Origin of the sequence: Aliidiomarina haloalkalitolerans, from assembly GCF_003987315.1 — a bacterium.
Taxonomy (GTDB): Bacteria; Pseudomonadota; Gammaproteobacteria; order Enterobacterales; family Alteromonadaceae; genus Aliidiomarina; species Aliidiomarina haloalkalitolerans.
The window spans coordinates 409,947-423,857 of the sequence record NZ_PIPI01000001.1; the positions used below are offsets into that span (position 1 = coordinate 409,947).

General features: G+C 47.5%; 13 protein-coding genes. 11 read left to right on the forward strand and 2 right to left on the reverse strand.

Annotation, left to right across the window (positions count from 1 at the left end; genetic code table 11):
- Window positions 1-15: 15 nt before the first annotated feature.
- Together CWE06_RS01945 and CWE06_RS01950 are read left to right on the forward strand one after the other, a co-directional pair.
- A complete protein-coding gene (locus CWE06_RS01945) occupies window positions 16-861 on the forward strand; it encodes a LytR/AlgR family response regulator transcription factor (protein WP_126790642.1) in 846 nt (281 codons plus the stop codon).
- 103 nt (window positions 862-964) lie between these two features.
- The gene (locus CWE06_RS01950) at window positions 965-1,825 is read left to right on the forward strand and encodes a DUF6279 family lipoprotein (protein ID WP_126790644.1); all 861 of its coding nucleotides are present in this window, start codon (window positions 965-967) and stop codon (window positions 1,823-1,825) included.
- Window positions 1,826-1,848: 23 nt separating this feature from the next.
- Here CWE06_RS01950 and pyk read toward each other — a convergent pair whose 3' ends face one another.
- Window positions 1,849-3,282, reverse strand: coding sequence for a pyruvate kinase (pyk, locus tag CWE06_RS01955; protein ID WP_126790646.1), 1,434 nt, complete (start codon window positions 3,280-3,282; stop codon window positions 1,849-1,851).
- Between the two features lie 251 nt (window positions 3,283-3,533).
- On the opposite strand from pyk, the gene CWE06_RS01960 reads away from it, so the two are divergent.
- Both CWE06_RS01960 and CWE06_RS01965 read left to right on the forward strand, forming a co-directional pair.
- Window positions 3,534-4,982: a glyceraldehyde-3-phosphate dehydrogenase gene (locus CWE06_RS01960; protein WP_126790648.1), complete on the forward strand. Its 1,449-nt coding sequence runs from the start codon at window positions 3,534-3,536 to the stop codon at window positions 4,980-4,982.
- Window positions 4,983-5,086: 104 nt separating this feature from the next.
- Complete coding sequence (locus CWE06_RS01965) at window positions 5,087-6,214, forward strand: M14 family metallopeptidase (protein WP_126790650.1); 1,128 nt, start codon at window positions 5,087-5,089, stop codon at window positions 6,212-6,214.
- 84 nt (window positions 6,215-6,298) lie between these two features.
- On the opposite strand, the gene CWE06_RS01970 is transcribed toward CWE06_RS01965, so the two are convergent.
- Window positions 6,299-7,810 (reverse strand): alanine/glycine:cation symporter family protein, encoded by a 1,512-nt coding sequence (locus CWE06_RS01970; RefSeq protein ID WP_126790652.1) that lies wholly within the window; start codon window positions 7,808-7,810, stop codon window positions 6,299-6,301.
- A gap of 215 nt (window positions 7,811-8,025) precedes the next feature.
- On the opposite strand from CWE06_RS01970, the gene CWE06_RS01975 reads away from it, so the two are divergent.
- The 7 genes from CWE06_RS01975 to nhaC all read left to right on the forward strand — a co-directional run bounded on the left by CWE06_RS01975 (window position 8,026) and on the right by nhaC (window position 13,891).
- Entirely contained in the window at window positions 8,026-8,358 is a 333-nt protein-coding gene (locus CWE06_RS01975) for a hypothetical protein (RefSeq protein ID WP_126790654.1), read from the forward strand.
- Window position 8,359: 1 nt separating this feature from the next.
- A complete protein-coding gene (locus CWE06_RS01980) occupies window positions 8,360-8,656 on the forward strand; it encodes a YeaC family protein (protein WP_126790656.1) in 297 nt (98 codons plus the stop codon).
- 27 nt (window positions 8,657-8,683) lie between these two features.
- Complete coding sequence (locus CWE06_RS01985; protein ID WP_126790658.1) at window positions 8,684-9,187, forward strand: GAF domain-containing protein; 504 nt, start codon at window positions 8,684-8,686, stop codon at window positions 9,185-9,187.
- A complete protein-coding gene (locus tag CWE06_RS01990) occupies window positions 9,174-9,476 on the forward strand; it encodes a hypothetical protein (RefSeq protein WP_126790660.1) in 303 nt (100 codons plus the stop codon). The genes CWE06_RS01985 and CWE06_RS01990 overlap by 14 nt, the downstream gene beginning before the upstream one ends.
- A 4-nt stretch (window positions 9,477-9,480) precedes the next feature.
- Window positions 9,481-10,179: an RNA chaperone ProQ gene (gene proQ / locus CWE06_RS01995; RefSeq protein ID WP_126790662.1), complete on the forward strand. Its 699-nt coding sequence runs from the start codon at window positions 9,481-9,483 to the stop codon at window positions 10,177-10,179.
- Window positions 10,180-10,190: 11 nt separating this feature from the next.
- Entirely contained in the window at window positions 10,191-12,242 is a 2,052-nt protein-coding gene (prc, locus tag CWE06_RS02000) for a carboxy terminal-processing peptidase (RefSeq protein ID WP_126790664.1), read from the forward strand.
- A 188-nt stretch (window positions 12,243-12,430) separates the two neighbouring features.
- Window positions 12,431-13,891: a Na+/H+ antiporter NhaC gene (gene nhaC / locus CWE06_RS02005; protein ID WP_126790666.1), complete on the forward strand. Its 1,461-nt coding sequence runs from the start codon at window positions 12,431-12,433 to the stop codon at window positions 13,889-13,891.
- The last annotated feature ends 20 nt before the right edge of the window (window positions 13,892-13,911 follow it).

Sequence of the window (13,911 nt, forward strand, 5' to 3'; positions counted from 1 at the left end):
CTTCGAGTAGAGAGCATGAGCCAACAGAAAATTCGCGCCATTATTGTCGACGACGAACCACTAGCACGCCAGGGCTTGCGGATTCGTCTGCAAGAATTTGACTTTTTAGAAGTCATTGACGAAGCAAATAATGGCCGTGAGGCGGTTGAGAAAATCCTTGCTACGAAGCCTGATCTGGTGTTTCTCGACATTCAAATGCCGGGTACAAATGGCTTTGACGTTCTGAAAAAGCTGAAAGCAGAATATGACCAAACCGGCACACAAATGCCAGCGGTTGTGTTTGTCACCGCTTACGATCACTATGCAATTCGTGCGTTTGAAGTGCGGGCGATTGATTATCTGCTGAAACCCGTCGACGAAGAGCGCCTAGCTGAATCGCTCGAGAGAATTCGAGCAGAAGTGCTCGTTGATCAATCACGCTTGCACCAACAGAGGTTGGTCGAATTGGTGGCCGATATTACCGGTGAAGACGTGGAAGAAATTTTACGTCTTCTGGCTGAAGGTAAAGCGCCGTCACTGGACCACTATCCAGAGCATATCGCTATTAAGGACAGCGGTGAGATTACCCGTGTTGCAATTAATTCAATTGAATGGATCGATGCGGCAGGCGACTATATGTGTATTCATGCAGGCAACCAAACTCACATTCTCCGTCGCACCATGAAAGAGCTTGAGCAAGAGTTAAACCCGCGTCTGTTTCAACGTATTCATCGGTCTGCGATTGTTAATCTTGGCCAAGTCGAAAAACTCTGTAGTCGCCAGAATGGCGAGTACCATTTAATTTTGCAAAATGGCCAAGAACTCAAAGTCAGTCGGAGTTACAAAGACCGCATTAAACAATTAGTGCTCGGGCTTGCCTAAAAGCGCGTTCATACAGCCATTCAAAGCGACTATTAACTCACTCTGTGATCGCAGTTGGCAGCCAGCACGTAAGCGTAATCAATCATAATTTGCTGGAGCGTTTATGTCTTTTCGCGGTCTTGCGTTGGTTTTGTTGGCGCTTATTTTTCTGAGTAGTTGTTCAAGTCGACAACTTGGCTACCGGTATGCGGAAAACCTCGTCGCCTGGCAATTGCATCAATCGATTTCTCTCGAACGTCAACAACGTCGCGAATTACGTGCCGAGCTCGATCGTTTTCTCCAGTGGCACGCCGAAACGCAAATGCCAGCCTATTACGCTTTACTAAAGCAGGTGCAGGTCGACATTGAAAACAGTCGATTCAGCGATGAGTTACTTGCACAGTACAGTGAGCAGGTCATGCAATTTTGGTATGACTTCCGCCTTGAGTTACTCCCCTATGCAGAGCGCTTTCTCGCAGATCTTTCTGAAGAACAACAACGCAATTTGCTGGTTTCATTGCAAGAACGCTTGCAAGAGGACGACAAACCTAAGCGTCGCAGCTCAAAAGATCCGCAACAAGAACAAATCACACAAATGGAAGACCGTGTTGCCAGCGCCTTTGGGCGGTTACAGCAGAGCCAAAAAGACTATATTCAAGTGTGGGCAGAGCAACATATTGATAGTGAAGAGCTTTGGCGTGAGTACCAATTGGCGTGGTTAGACAGTTTCACGAATGTCATGATGTTGCCAGCGGGCACTGAAGGGCGGCAAGACTTATTGCAACGTTTGTTTTTAACACCAGAGGAATGGCGGGGCGAGAACCTTATAACCACGTTAGCGCATAATGAGCAAGTCGGTACGCAACTCATTCTGCAGTTACTCAGCAGTATCGATGTTCGTCAACAACGCCACGTCATTCGAGAAATTGACCGCTTGCGGCGCGATTTGCGGGGAATGATGCGGCAACGTGGTGTGACCGTTTAGCCCACACCACGTTGAAACAATACTTAGACCTGCAAAATTTTACTGGTGTTCGTTTTACCGATAGTTTCCATCACGTCACCATGGGTAATGATGACCATATCACCTTTCTCTAACAGACCACGTGCACGAATCAACTCAATGGCATCACGTAAAACGTTTTGCGGTTCGGACTTGGTCGAGTCAAAGTAAGTTGGATACACGCCCCGATATAAGTTCGCGCGGTTCAGTGAGTGCTGATGGCGGGAGAGGGCGAAAATGGGTAGATCTGTATGAATACGCGACATCAATTTAGCCGTATGGCCTGACTCAGTTAAGGCAATAATTGCTTTGACGCCGGCTAAGTGATTTGCAGTATACATAGCGGCGAGAGCAGTCGCTTGAGCAACTGAGGTCACAGGTTCTTCAACAGTATCACGAGTTAAGCGCAACGCAGGATATTCTTCAGCACCACGGCAAATATCAGCCATCGCTTTTACCGTTTCGACTGGATATTTACCAGCAGCTGTTTCAGCACTTAACATTACTGCGTCAGTACCATCTAGCACTGCGTTAGCTACATCCATTACTTCCGCGCGGGTTGGCATCGAGTTATCGATCATCGATTCCATCATTTGCGTGGCGGTAATCACTACTTTGTTCAGTTCACGAGCACGCTTAATAATTCGCTTTTGTTTACCCACGAGCTGAGCGTCGCCAATTTCAACACCGAGATCGCCGCGGGCGACCATCACAACGTCAGAATGTTCGATTAGGTCGTCTAATGCTGAGTCTGTTGCCACGGTTTCCGCACGTTCGATTTTTGCACAAATGGCACCGTCACAACCAGCCTTATTCAGTAACGCACGGGCTAGTTGTAAATCGGCACCGCTGCGAGGAAAAGATACTGCGAGAATGTCGACATCGATTTCAGCTGCCACTTCGATATCTCGGTAGTCTTTGTCAGTCAAAGCAGCGGCAGACAAACCACCACCGAGGCGATTAATTCCTTTATTGTTTGATAACTTGCCACCGACGGTCACAATCGTATGAATGCAGCTGCCTTCAACTCGCTCGACCGTTAAACGCATGCGCCCGTCGTCGAGAAGCAAGACATCGCCAGCAATGAGATCTTTTGGTAAGTCTTTGTAATCGAGGCCGACTTGATGCTCGTCACCCGCGTCGCTTGGCAAAGACGCATCAAGAATAAAAGCAGCACCGTCTTGCAGTTCAACTGCGCCATTTTGAAAACGCGCGACCCGGATTTTAGGACCTTGTAAGTCGCCAAGAATAGCGACATGTTTACCGAGGCGTGCTGCAATTTCGCGTACTTGTTGGGCGCGCTCAATATGATCTTCTGACTTACCATGCGAAAAGTTAAGGCGTACAACGTTGGCGCCAGCGTTAATCAGCTTTTCCAAAACACCCGGCTTATCCGTAGCTGGACCAAGAGTAGTAACAATTTTTGTACGACGTAACATGTTGCAAAGCCCTAATCATTCTGCAAAAAAGTGGGCTAAATCATATCACAGTGAATATGACCAATGTATGGCTGTAATCGAGTATTTCCACTTTTTCATGATTTTCATAGAATTGAAAATGCGGAATGTTCGTCTGATAGTGGCAGCTGAGGGACATTTTCAGTACAATAGCGCCCGAATTTTATGCGTCACGCGGGTCCACTGCGAGAACGTTCCTATCATCTCATGTAAACACTGACATAGGTTTCACAATGACTGACGTGCATAACGAGACAACGTTGAAAAGTTGGGAAGAACGCCAAGAATTTGCAGAGTTAATGCAGCCTTTAATTGGCCGTTTGTACCGTACCAAGGGAGTGGAGATTCTGGTTTATGGCCGGAGTTTATTGAATGGCTCGACGATCGATATCATTAAAACGCACCGTTTAGTGCGTCAGCATGAAGGCCACAAACTACGCTTACGGGAAAGCTATCCATTTTTGAAAGCTATTTCCGAGATGGAAATGTCGCCAGCGCGCATCGACTTAGGAAAATTGGCTTTCGGTTTCCATTTTGGCGGAAAACGCCAAGGCGAAGAATCGGTTGAAGAATACCTCGTTCGTGAGCTTGCTGACGTGGTGGGTAAACCTGATGATGTTGAGCCACGCGATGTAGTTCTTTATGGCTTTGGTCGCATCGGCCGTTTGCTTGCGCGCTTACTAATTGAACGTAACGGTCGCAATAACAAATTGCGTTTACGTGCGATCGTGGTGCGCGGTGGCGGTGAAGGCGATCTGGAGAAGCGTGCTAGCTTGCTGCGTCGCGACTCGGTTCATGGACCATTCAATGGTTCAATCACCGTTGACCATGAGAAGAGTGCAATTAAAGCCAACGGCACTCACATTCAGGTGATTTACGCGAACTCTCCAGACCAAATCGACTATACGCAATATGGCATTGATAATGCGATTATTGTCGATAACACCGGCGTTTGGAAAGACGAAGCGGGTCTTGGTTTACACCTGAAATCGAAGGGTGCCAGCAAAGTATTGTTAACCGCACCTGCGAAAGGCAACATTAAAAATATCGTGCATGGCGTTAACCATACTGACATTTTGCCAGAAGACTTAATTGTGTCAGCAGCAAGCTGTACAACGAACGCAATTACACCGGTATTAAAAGCGATTAATGATAAATTTGGCATTAAGAATGGTCATGTTGAAACTGTACATGCCTATACCAATGACCAGAACCTTATCGACAATTACCATAAAGCCGAGCGTCGTGGCCGTTCAGCACCTCTGAACATGGTTATTACCGAAACTGGTGCGGCAAAGGCAGTAGCGAAAGCACTGCCAGAGTTGGCGGGTAAACTGACCGGTAACGCAATTCGTGTGCCTACACCGAACGTGTCAATGGCAATCATGAACCTGAACCTTGGTGAGACAACCGATCGCGAAGCTCTCAATGAATATTTACGTGCGACTGCGTTAAATTCAGAATTGCAAAATCAGATCGACTTTACCTCGTCAACAGAGATCGTTTCGTCAGACTTAGTCGGCAGCCGTTATGCGGGTATTGTTGACTCACAAGCGACCATCGTTGATGGTGATCGTGCCGTATTATACGTTTGGTATGACAACGAGTTTGGTTACAGCTGCCAAGTGTTGCGGGTTGTGCAAGACATGGCTGGGTTGTTAGTACCAAATTTGCCAGCTTAATAGCAAAACATGAAAAAGAGGCGCCTTGAGGCGCTTCTTTTACTTCGCATGTACGGCAAGCCGTTCGTACATGTTGGCTTGTCAACAACAGGGGACAGAAACCTATGATGATCTCAACGGAATTTGATAGCGGCAATATTGAAGTTGTCTCGGCTGATGCGCCGGATCAAATTCGTTTGCGTATTCGCAAAGATAATGAAAGTGAGTTTTTCCAGTGGTATCACTTTAAGTTATTTGCGCAAACTGATGTCAAACATACCCTGATTATCGAGAACGCGAGTGAATCAGCTTATCCGAAAGGCTGGGAACACTATTATTCGTTTGCCAGTTATGATCGCGAGCACTGGTTTCGTGTGCCGACTAGTTTTGATGGTAAGAAATTAACCATTACCCACACGCCTGAACAAGAAACTGTGTTTTACGCGTATTTCGTGCCTTACAGCTGGGAGCGCCACCTCGATTTACTGCAGTGGGCACAGCAATCAGCGTGGGTTGAACAGCGCTGCTTAGGCCTAACGCTCGATGGCCGAGAAATGAACTTGTTGGTCGTTGGTGAAGAGAGTCCGAAGAAGCGGAAAGTCTGGATTACTGCGCGTCAGCATCCTGGCGAGACCATGGCTGAATGGTTCGTGGAAGGCCTGTTAGAGCACCTTCTCAATGAAGATGAGCCGGTTTCACGTCAGCTACTTGATCAAGTGGTATTTTATATCGTACCTAACATGAACCCCGATGGCAGTGTGCGCGGGCATTTGCGTACCAATGCTGCGGGTGTGAACCTGAATCGGGAATGGGCAGAACCAACCTTGGAGAAAAGCCCGGAAGTATTCCATGTGTTGAAGGCGATGGACGCGATTGGCGTCGATATGTATCTCGACATTCATGGTGATGAAAATCTGCCCTACAACTTTGTGGCTGGGTCCGAAGGTATTCCGTCTTATGACGAGCGTCACGCAAATTTAGAACGCTTATTTAAAGAAGCTTATTTACGTGCGACTGCTGAATTCCAAACGAAATATGGCTATGACGTCGATGCACCAGGTCAAGCTAATTTAACCGTTGCGAGCAACGCAGTGGGCGAGCGCTTTAAATGTTTAGCGTTTACGGTGGAAATGCCATTTAAAGATAATGATGATCTGCCAGAACCTTATCAGCAATGGTCGGACATTCGTTCACGTTTGCTTGGGCGTGACACGTTAAAAGCTATTCTCGATGTAGCGAACGATTTGCGTTAATCAGTTGTGGCACGAGTATAGAAAAGGGCGCTGTCAGATGACAGCGCCCTTTGTATTTTCAACGGCAGTATTTCTAGAACGATATTATTTCTCGACTTCTTTTTCCGCTGCACGTTGTTTGGCTAACCGTTTTTCCCAGAACTCAGCTTTTTGAATACCGAGTTTTTGTGGGTCAAAGATAATTGGTTTACCAAGCTTTTTCTGTTCTTCGTAGTCACGCAAACACATAATTGCCGGTCGGGCGACAAAGAAAATCGCGAGAATACCGAGGATGTTGATCCACGCCATGAGGCCGACACCGATATCACCTAGGTTCCAAATGTAGCCGGAACTATTGACGGTGCCGTAAGCGACCATAAACATAATCACCATTTTCACTAAGAACAACGAGAAACGGTTCTTAAAGTAACGGTTTAAATAGGCAACGTTGGTCTCTGCGATATAGTAGTAGGCGAGGATAGTCGTAAATGCGAAGAAGAATATCGCGACCCCAACAAAGCCTTGGCCAAAGTTACTGAAGACGCTCGACAGCGCTAATTGCGTGAATGCTGGCGAAGCAACTTCTGTGCCTGCGGCAACGTTTTGCACAATAAGGTCACCGGTTACTTCGTTGACGATGTTGTACTGCTGAGTAATCAAAATCATCAATGCGGTTGCTGTACACACAAAAAGGGTGTCGACGTAAACTGAAAATGCTTGAACGAGTCCTTGCTGAGCAGGGTGGTCTACTTCCGCAGCTGACGACGCATGTGGGCCAGTACCTTGACCCGCTTCGTTCGAGTAGATTCCCCGTTTAACACCCCAACCAATCGCCGCACCGAAACCCGCTTGTGCAGTAAACGCGTCGGTGACAATCATGGCTAAAATGCCCGGCACTTTATTCAGGTTAAGGAAGACAATCACCAGTGCCATGATGATATAGGCCAGCGCCATAAATGGGACGACGATCTGAGTAAAGCTAGCAATCCGCTTAATACCACCAAAAATGATAAAGCCGAGGACAATTAGAATGACCGCAAGCGCAATTAATTTGTGGCTGCCAACTTCGCCGTAATCAGTGACGACCATATTGCCATCGCCAAAGACGTGGGTGACTGCATTGCCGACCGCATTAGCTTGAATGCCCGGAAGGAAAATACCGCAGGCAATGATGGCAGAGACTGCAAATAGAATCGCCAACCATTTTTGTCCGAGAGCTTTTTCGAAGTAATATGCCGGACCACCGCGATATTGGCCTTGATCTTCAACTTTGTAGATTTGACCTAAGGTTGATTCTGCATAGGCGGTACTAGCACCAAGGAATGCTACGACCCACATCCAGAACACTGCACCAGGACCACCGAAGCCGATGGCTGCGGCAACACCGGCAATATTACCGACGCCGACCCGACCCGAAAGTGTTACGGCTAATGCCTGAAAGGACGAAATGCCTTTGGTGGAGTCATTGCCACTGAACAACAAGCGCACCATTTCGCGAAAATGACGAACCTGAGCAAAACGTGTAAGGATTGAGTAAAAGAGACCTGCTGCGAGGCAGAGAAATACCAGTGCAGGGCTCCAGACTATATTATTGATGGTATTGACGATGCTCTCCATCAGCGTCTCCCGATTGTTATGGATTTGTTGTTTTTGTATTTATGCGCTACTTTGCCACAGAATTTATTCAAGCTCTATGCGCTTTATCGAGTTTTTTTGCTAGATGAGCAGGAATTACACGGTTGTTGCTCGCTTTCGGATGATCCCTTGGCAGATGGCTGATATGATTAGTGCTCGAGAGTTAATCAACACCCAAGTACGGAACGAGAGTAACGATGGCTATTATTAACTGCCCAGGTTGTATGAAAAAAGTTTCGGATCGAGCGGCGGTCTGTGAGCATTGTGGTTTTATGCTCGGCGCACATGATGCCGAGAGCCTGGCGCGCAAGGCTCGGACCGAGCGTTCAATCCGGGTGAATAAATTAGTAAGCCAGCAAATGCTTGCCATTGTATTTTTTGTTGCAGGAATTGGTGCGACTTTCTATGATTGGAGTGGCAGTCAATTTGCTGCTTGGATGCCCATTGCCGGTCCAGCATTAGCCGGCGCAAGTTTTATTTGGTACCTGATTACCCGTGCACGAATTTATTGGTTAAAGCGGCAAAAATAATATGCAGTATGATGATGTATTGAAAGCCATGACGCCTGAGATTTATGAGCGAATGGTGCAAGCAGTAGAAACTGGACGTTGGCCCGATGGCAATAAGCTCACGCCTGAGCAACTTGAAAACACCATGGAACTCGTCATGGTGTACCAAGCCCGACGGTTGAATCAAACCGACCATTTTTCAATTGGCGCAAACGGTGAATTGGTCATGAAGACCAAAGGCGATTTGCGTTCTGAATTACGGATGCGTGCCGAAGCTGATATTGCTCGGTTTGACTTAAAATCTGACCATGAACATTAATTCTCTCTGTTTGGAGCTCTAATTTCCGTGTTTTCCGCAACGACGACTGAACAGCCGGGTTCGCCGGCCTTTTATGCAAGCCTTACTCAGCAAATTACCGCGCTAGTCGATGGTGAGCCTGATTTAATCGCAAATTTGGCCAATATTAGTGCATTTCTATATGATCAACTTCCGAACCTCAATTGGTTAGGCTTCTATTTAAGCCAAGGTGATACGCTTGTGCTTGGGCCTTTTCAGGGGAAGGTTGCGTGTGTCCGCATTCCATTCGCTAAGGGCGTTTGTGGCGCCGCGGTGACGACACGAGAAATTCAGCGGATAGCCGATGTCCACGCGTTTCCCGGACATATTGCGTGCGATAGCGCGAGCAATTCAGAAATCGTCTTACCGATTATTGTTGGTGATAAAGTCGTCGCAGTACTTGATATCGACAGCCCGATACATGATCGCTTTTCAGCCGATGATGAAGCCGGGCTAGCAAGCTTGTTACCGCTGCTAGAGTCATTAAATTGGTCACAATATGAGCCAATTTGATATTCGTCCTTACTTGGTTTCAATCCACGATATGGATTATTTTGAAGATGACGCCGAGTTAGCGGCTGATCATCTCAACTTAATGCTGTATACAATTGAAGAACACACGGCAGATAACGAATTTTGGACACTAGAAAGACGTGAACAATTGGTTCTGGAAATTAGCGACATGTGGTTACGTGAACCAGGCCTCATTGAAGCTGAAGCGGATGAACTAGAAGATTACATAACCCATCTGATCCAACGCATAGAACAAGACGATCAGATCCTTGAGAACGATGAAGGTTAATTCAATGGAAAATACGGCAAAACTCTCTACCAGCAAAGAAGTCATCGCGTACTTGGCAACTAAGTTTCCAAGTTGCTTTACGTTGGAGGGAGAGGCACGGCCTCTGAAAATCGGGATTTTCGACGATTTAGCAGCACGTCTTGCAGACGACGACAACGTGAGCAAGACCCGTTTACGGGCAGCGTTGCGTCAATACACCAATAGCTGGCGCTATCTTCGTGGCGTGAAAGTGGGTGTGCAACGGGTTGATTTGGACGGCGCCGATGCGGGTGCAGTGGAAGAAGATCATCAAACACATGCGCTTGAACAGTTAAAAGAGTCGCAAGCTAAAGTTAAGGAAAAACAAGCGAAGCGTGCGGTAGAAGGCAAGTCTGTTGCGACTAAAGGGCAGAAGCCGGCGAACAAAACAGGCGATAATCAGGTCAGAGATACTAGACGTAAGAAAGTATCTGTACCTCGTCGAGCGTCGGTGAAAACCGACAATAAAGCGACAGCGACGACCGAGGCTCGCACGGTTAGTGCATCAAAGTCTCTTGAAACCGTGCAGCCGGAGCAAGTCGTGGTTGGACAGAAAATACAGATCAAACTCGGTGGTTTAGCCGTACAAGGTACTGTTGAAGCGATTGAAAAAGATGAGGTTCAAGTTCAGTTACCATCAGGCATGACCGTTCGGGTCGCGCGGACTGAGCTGTTCCGCAGCTAACAGGAGTTCGAATGATTAAGCAGGTTGTCTCTAGCGTTGTTCTGACGACAGCGTTACTACTAAGCTTTCCGGTTGCGAGCGCGCAGGGGCAAGACACAGGTGGTCTTGAAACGGAGTACACGTTAGCGAGCCTGCCGAAACTGGCCCCAGAAGGCCAACATAAGGCTGCGAGTCGGCGCATTGCTTCCTATTTTACACGCTATCATTACAGTCGCGTTGAGTTAGATGAAGCAATGGCGGAGCAAATATTCAACCGCTACTTCGAGCAGTTAGACTACAATCGGATGTTTTTCCTTGCCAGCGACGTTAACGAGTTTAATCGTCACCGTAAGAATTTCCACGAACAACTCCTGAACGGTGACCTCGAAGCCGCCTATGCAATTCACCAACGTGGCATGCAACGTCGTTTCGAACGTTTTCAGTATGCTCTCAGTGTGGTTGCGAGTGGCATCGACTTTGAAGAACAAGCTGAAGAATTTCGCTTTGATCGCAGCGAAGCAGAGTGGGCTACAAGCTCTGCAGAGTTAGACGAGATTTGGCATAACCGAGTGTTAAATGATGCACTTAATTTAATGTTGGCTGGCCGCAGCGATGAAGAAATTCGTGACAATCTGAAGCGTCGTTATCGCTCTGCTATCCATCAACTGACACAAACTCAAAGCGAAGACGCATTTCAAAATGTGATGAATGCATTTGCACGTAGTGTCGATGCGCATACAAGCTACTTGTCGCCGCGCAATGCCGAGCGTTTCCAGCAGAACATGAACTTATCCCTCGAGGGTATTGGCGCAGTGCTGCAGGCTGAGTTTGACTACACCGTCATCCGCTCATTAGTGCCTGGTGGTCCGGCGGATAAATCTGGCAAATTAAGTCCCGACGACCGCATTATCGCGGTGGCCCAAGGTGATCAAGAATTCGTTGATATTATCGGTTGGCGACTCGATGACGTTGTTGAAATCATCAAAGGCCCGAAAGGTAGTGTTGTTCGCTTACAAGTTTTAAAAGGCGGTGAGGCTCCAGGCTCGTCTCCTGTTGAAGTTGAAATTGTGCGTGAAGAAGTTCGCCTTGAGGATCGCGAAGCGAAACTTAGTTTTGAAACCGCTGACGACGGCACCAAATATGCCGTTATTACAATTCCAGGCTTCTACAATAAGCTGACCGAGAAGGTACAACAGTTATTGGCGGAGGTTCGCGCAAGCGATGCCGAAGGTTTGTTAATTGACTTACGCGGCAATGGCGGTGGTGCGTTAAACGAATCAATCACATTAACTGGCTTGTTTATACCATCGGGTCCAGTGGTGCAAGTGCGTGATAGCACAGGTCGAATTGACGTGAGCGGTGATCCAGACCCACAAGTGCATTACGACGGCCCAATGGTCATTATGATTGATCGCTTTAGTGCTTCAGCATCTGAGATTTTCGCTGCTGCGCTGCAGGATTATCGCCGGGCGTTAGTGGTTGGCGAAAATAGTTTCGGAAAAGGCACCGTGCAACAGCATCGCGGCTTAGCTCGTCGCTTTGATCTTAACGCAAATCCAATGGGTAGCGTGCAATATACCATGGCGAAGTTCTATCGTATTGATGGGGGCAGCACGCAACATAAAGGTGTGGTGCCAGACATTCAATATCCAAGTCTGATTGACCCAGAAGAGTTCGGAGAAAGTCGCGCAGATAACGCATTACCTTGGGATCAAATTGAACCGGTCGATTTCCAACGCTTTGGTTATATTAATGACGAAATATTGGCCGCTTTAAATGCGAAACACGCGCAACGCGTCGCGGATGACCCTGAGTTTGCCTACATTCAAGAAGACGCTGAGCGTTTTAAAACAATGCGTAAGCGCACGCACATTAGCTTAGTGAAGGCAGAACGTGAGGCTGAGTCTGCCCGCGAGCGCGAACGGAATTTGGCGCGCGTCAATGAACGCTTAGTTCGTGCCGGTTTAGAGCCGGTTGAAAGCCTCGACGATGTTGACGATGAGCTGCGTAGCCCAGACATCTTTATGCGCGAGACATTGCGCGTCGCAAGCGACTATTTGCGTTTATTGCGGCAAGAAAATTAAAATAGACCAATTGGCAAAAGTAAGGGCTTGTTGAACACAAGCCCTTTATTGTGTCCGGTATGGACAAAAAACTTGGTTTTACAGCGATAAAAGACATACAGTAGAATCATCTTCTCAGTGCTGCAGGGAAAACTCATAGAATAAGTCTTGCTAGCATTTACACATTCATCACTATGGAATAATAACTAATGACGGTCACCACTAAACGTCCTTCTTATTTACAGGCGCTCATTCCTTTATTGGCGCTGATTGCCATGTTGAGCAGTTCGGTCTTTCTGTTCGGTGAAGACTCGTCGTATGGCCCAAATCAAATTGCCTTGCTGATTGCTGCTGCGATCGCTACGGTTATTGCATTTGCCAATGGTTATCGTTGGGAAGCAATCGAAAAGGGTATTACGGATGGCATTTCAGTTGCACTCGGCGCGATTCTGATCATTTTAATGGTGGGTGCGCTTATCGGTACCTGGCTGCTCGCTGGGATTGTTCCGACCATGATTTACTATGGCCTAGAGTTGCTGAGTCCGAGTTGGTTCTATGCAGCCGCCTGTATTATCTGTGCCATCGTTGCACTCTCGATTGGTAGTTCTTGGACTACTGCTGCGACAATCGGTGTCGCATTGATTGGTGTTGCGACAGGTATGGAGCTATCATTGCCAATTACAGCAGGTGCCGTCGTTTCTGGAGCCTATTTCGGCGACAAAATGTCACCGTTATCAGACACAACAAACCTTGCTCCAGCCGTCAGTGGCACCGAGTTATTTGCACATATCCGCTATATGAGTTGGACCGCATTCCCAGCACTGGGGATTTCCATTGTATTGTTTTTGATTCTCGGCTGGTCATCTTCAAGCAGCGCTAACCTTGACTCTCTGGATGCCATGCAGTCAGAGCTCCGCAACCTATTTAATATTAGCCCGGTGATGCTGATTCCATTGGCCGTGTTGTTTGTTCTTGCGGTGGCGAAAAAGCCTGCATTGCCATCCATTTTAATCGGTGCGTTGGTCGGTGGTTTATGGGCGTTATTATTTCAACAAGATGTTTTAGCTACGTTAGCTAATGCAGACCGCACCAGTGCCATTGTTGCCGCCTTTGAAACCGTTTGGTTAGCTTTGGCAAGTGGCGTGCAAATTGCCTCTGACAATGCTGATTTAGAATCGTTGATCAGCGGCGGCGGCATGGAAAGCATGATCAACACGGTCTGGTTGATTATTAGTGCAATGACGTTCGGCGCCGTCATGGAAACCACTGGGCTGTTACAAAAACTAATTCGCGGCATTTTAAAAGTGGTGAAGGGCACAACGTCCTTGGTCACTGCAACCGTATTTACCTGTTTTGGTGCTAACGTTTTAACCGCTGATCAGTACATGGCTATCGTTCTGCCAGGACGGATGTTCCGTGAAGCGTACGCTGAAGCGGGGCTTGATCCACGCGTACTGTCGCGGACACTCGAGTCTAGCGGTACAATTACATCGGCCTTGATTCCATGGAACACGTGTGGTGCATACATGTTCTCGGTGCTCGGGGTTTATCCATTGCATTACGCACCGTTTGCGTTCTTCTTACTGCTCGTTCCTATGCTAACGATTTTGTATGCCTACACGAACTTTAAAATTTTACGTTTACCTGAAAAGAACATGACGGTAGCTTAAGGGCTACCGTCACTAGCGGA

What these genes read in the sequence shown, in the direction of transcription:
- CWE06_RS01945 (WP_126790642.1), top strand. Translation starts at nt 16, where the DNA reads ATGAGCCAACAGAAAATTCGCGCCATTATTGTCGACGACGAACCACTA.
- CWE06_RS01950 (WP_126790644.1), top strand. Translation starts at nt 965, where the DNA reads ATGTCTTTTCGCGGTCTTGCGTTGGTTTTGTTGGCGCTTATTTTTCTG.
- pyk (WP_126790646.1), bottom strand. Translation starts at nt 3,282, where the DNA reads ATGTTACGTCGTACAAAAATTGTTACTACTCTTGGTCCAGCTACGGAT.
- CWE06_RS01960 (WP_126790648.1), top strand. Translation starts at nt 3,534, where the DNA reads ATGACTGACGTGCATAACGAGACAACGTTGAAAAGTTGGGAAGAACGC.
- CWE06_RS01965 (WP_126790650.1), top strand. Translation starts at nt 5,087, where the DNA reads ATGATGATCTCAACGGAATTTGATAGCGGCAATATTGAAGTTGTCTCG.
- CWE06_RS01970 (WP_126790652.1), bottom strand. Translation starts at nt 7,810, where the DNA reads ATGGAGAGCATCGTCAATACCATCAATAATATAGTCTGGAGCCCTGCA.
- CWE06_RS01975 (WP_126790654.1), top strand. Translation starts at nt 8,026, where the DNA reads ATGGCTATTATTAACTGCCCAGGTTGTATGAAAAAAGTTTCGGATCGA.
- CWE06_RS01980 (WP_126790656.1), top strand. Translation starts at nt 8,360, where the DNA reads ATGCAGTATGATGATGTATTGAAAGCCATGACGCCTGAGATTTATGAG.
- CWE06_RS01990 (WP_126790660.1), top strand. Translation starts at nt 9,174, where the DNA reads ATGAGCCAATTTGATATTCGTCCTTACTTGGTTTCAATCCACGATATG.
- proQ (WP_126790662.1), top strand. Translation starts at nt 9,481, where the DNA reads ATGGAAAATACGGCAAAACTCTCTACCAGCAAAGAAGTCATCGCGTAC.
- prc (WP_126790664.1), top strand. Translation starts at nt 10,191, where the DNA reads ATGATTAAGCAGGTTGTCTCTAGCGTTGTTCTGACGACAGCGTTACTA.
- nhaC (WP_126790666.1), top strand. Translation starts at nt 12,431, where the DNA reads ATGACGGTCACCACTAAACGTCCTTCTTATTTACAGGCGCTCATTCCT.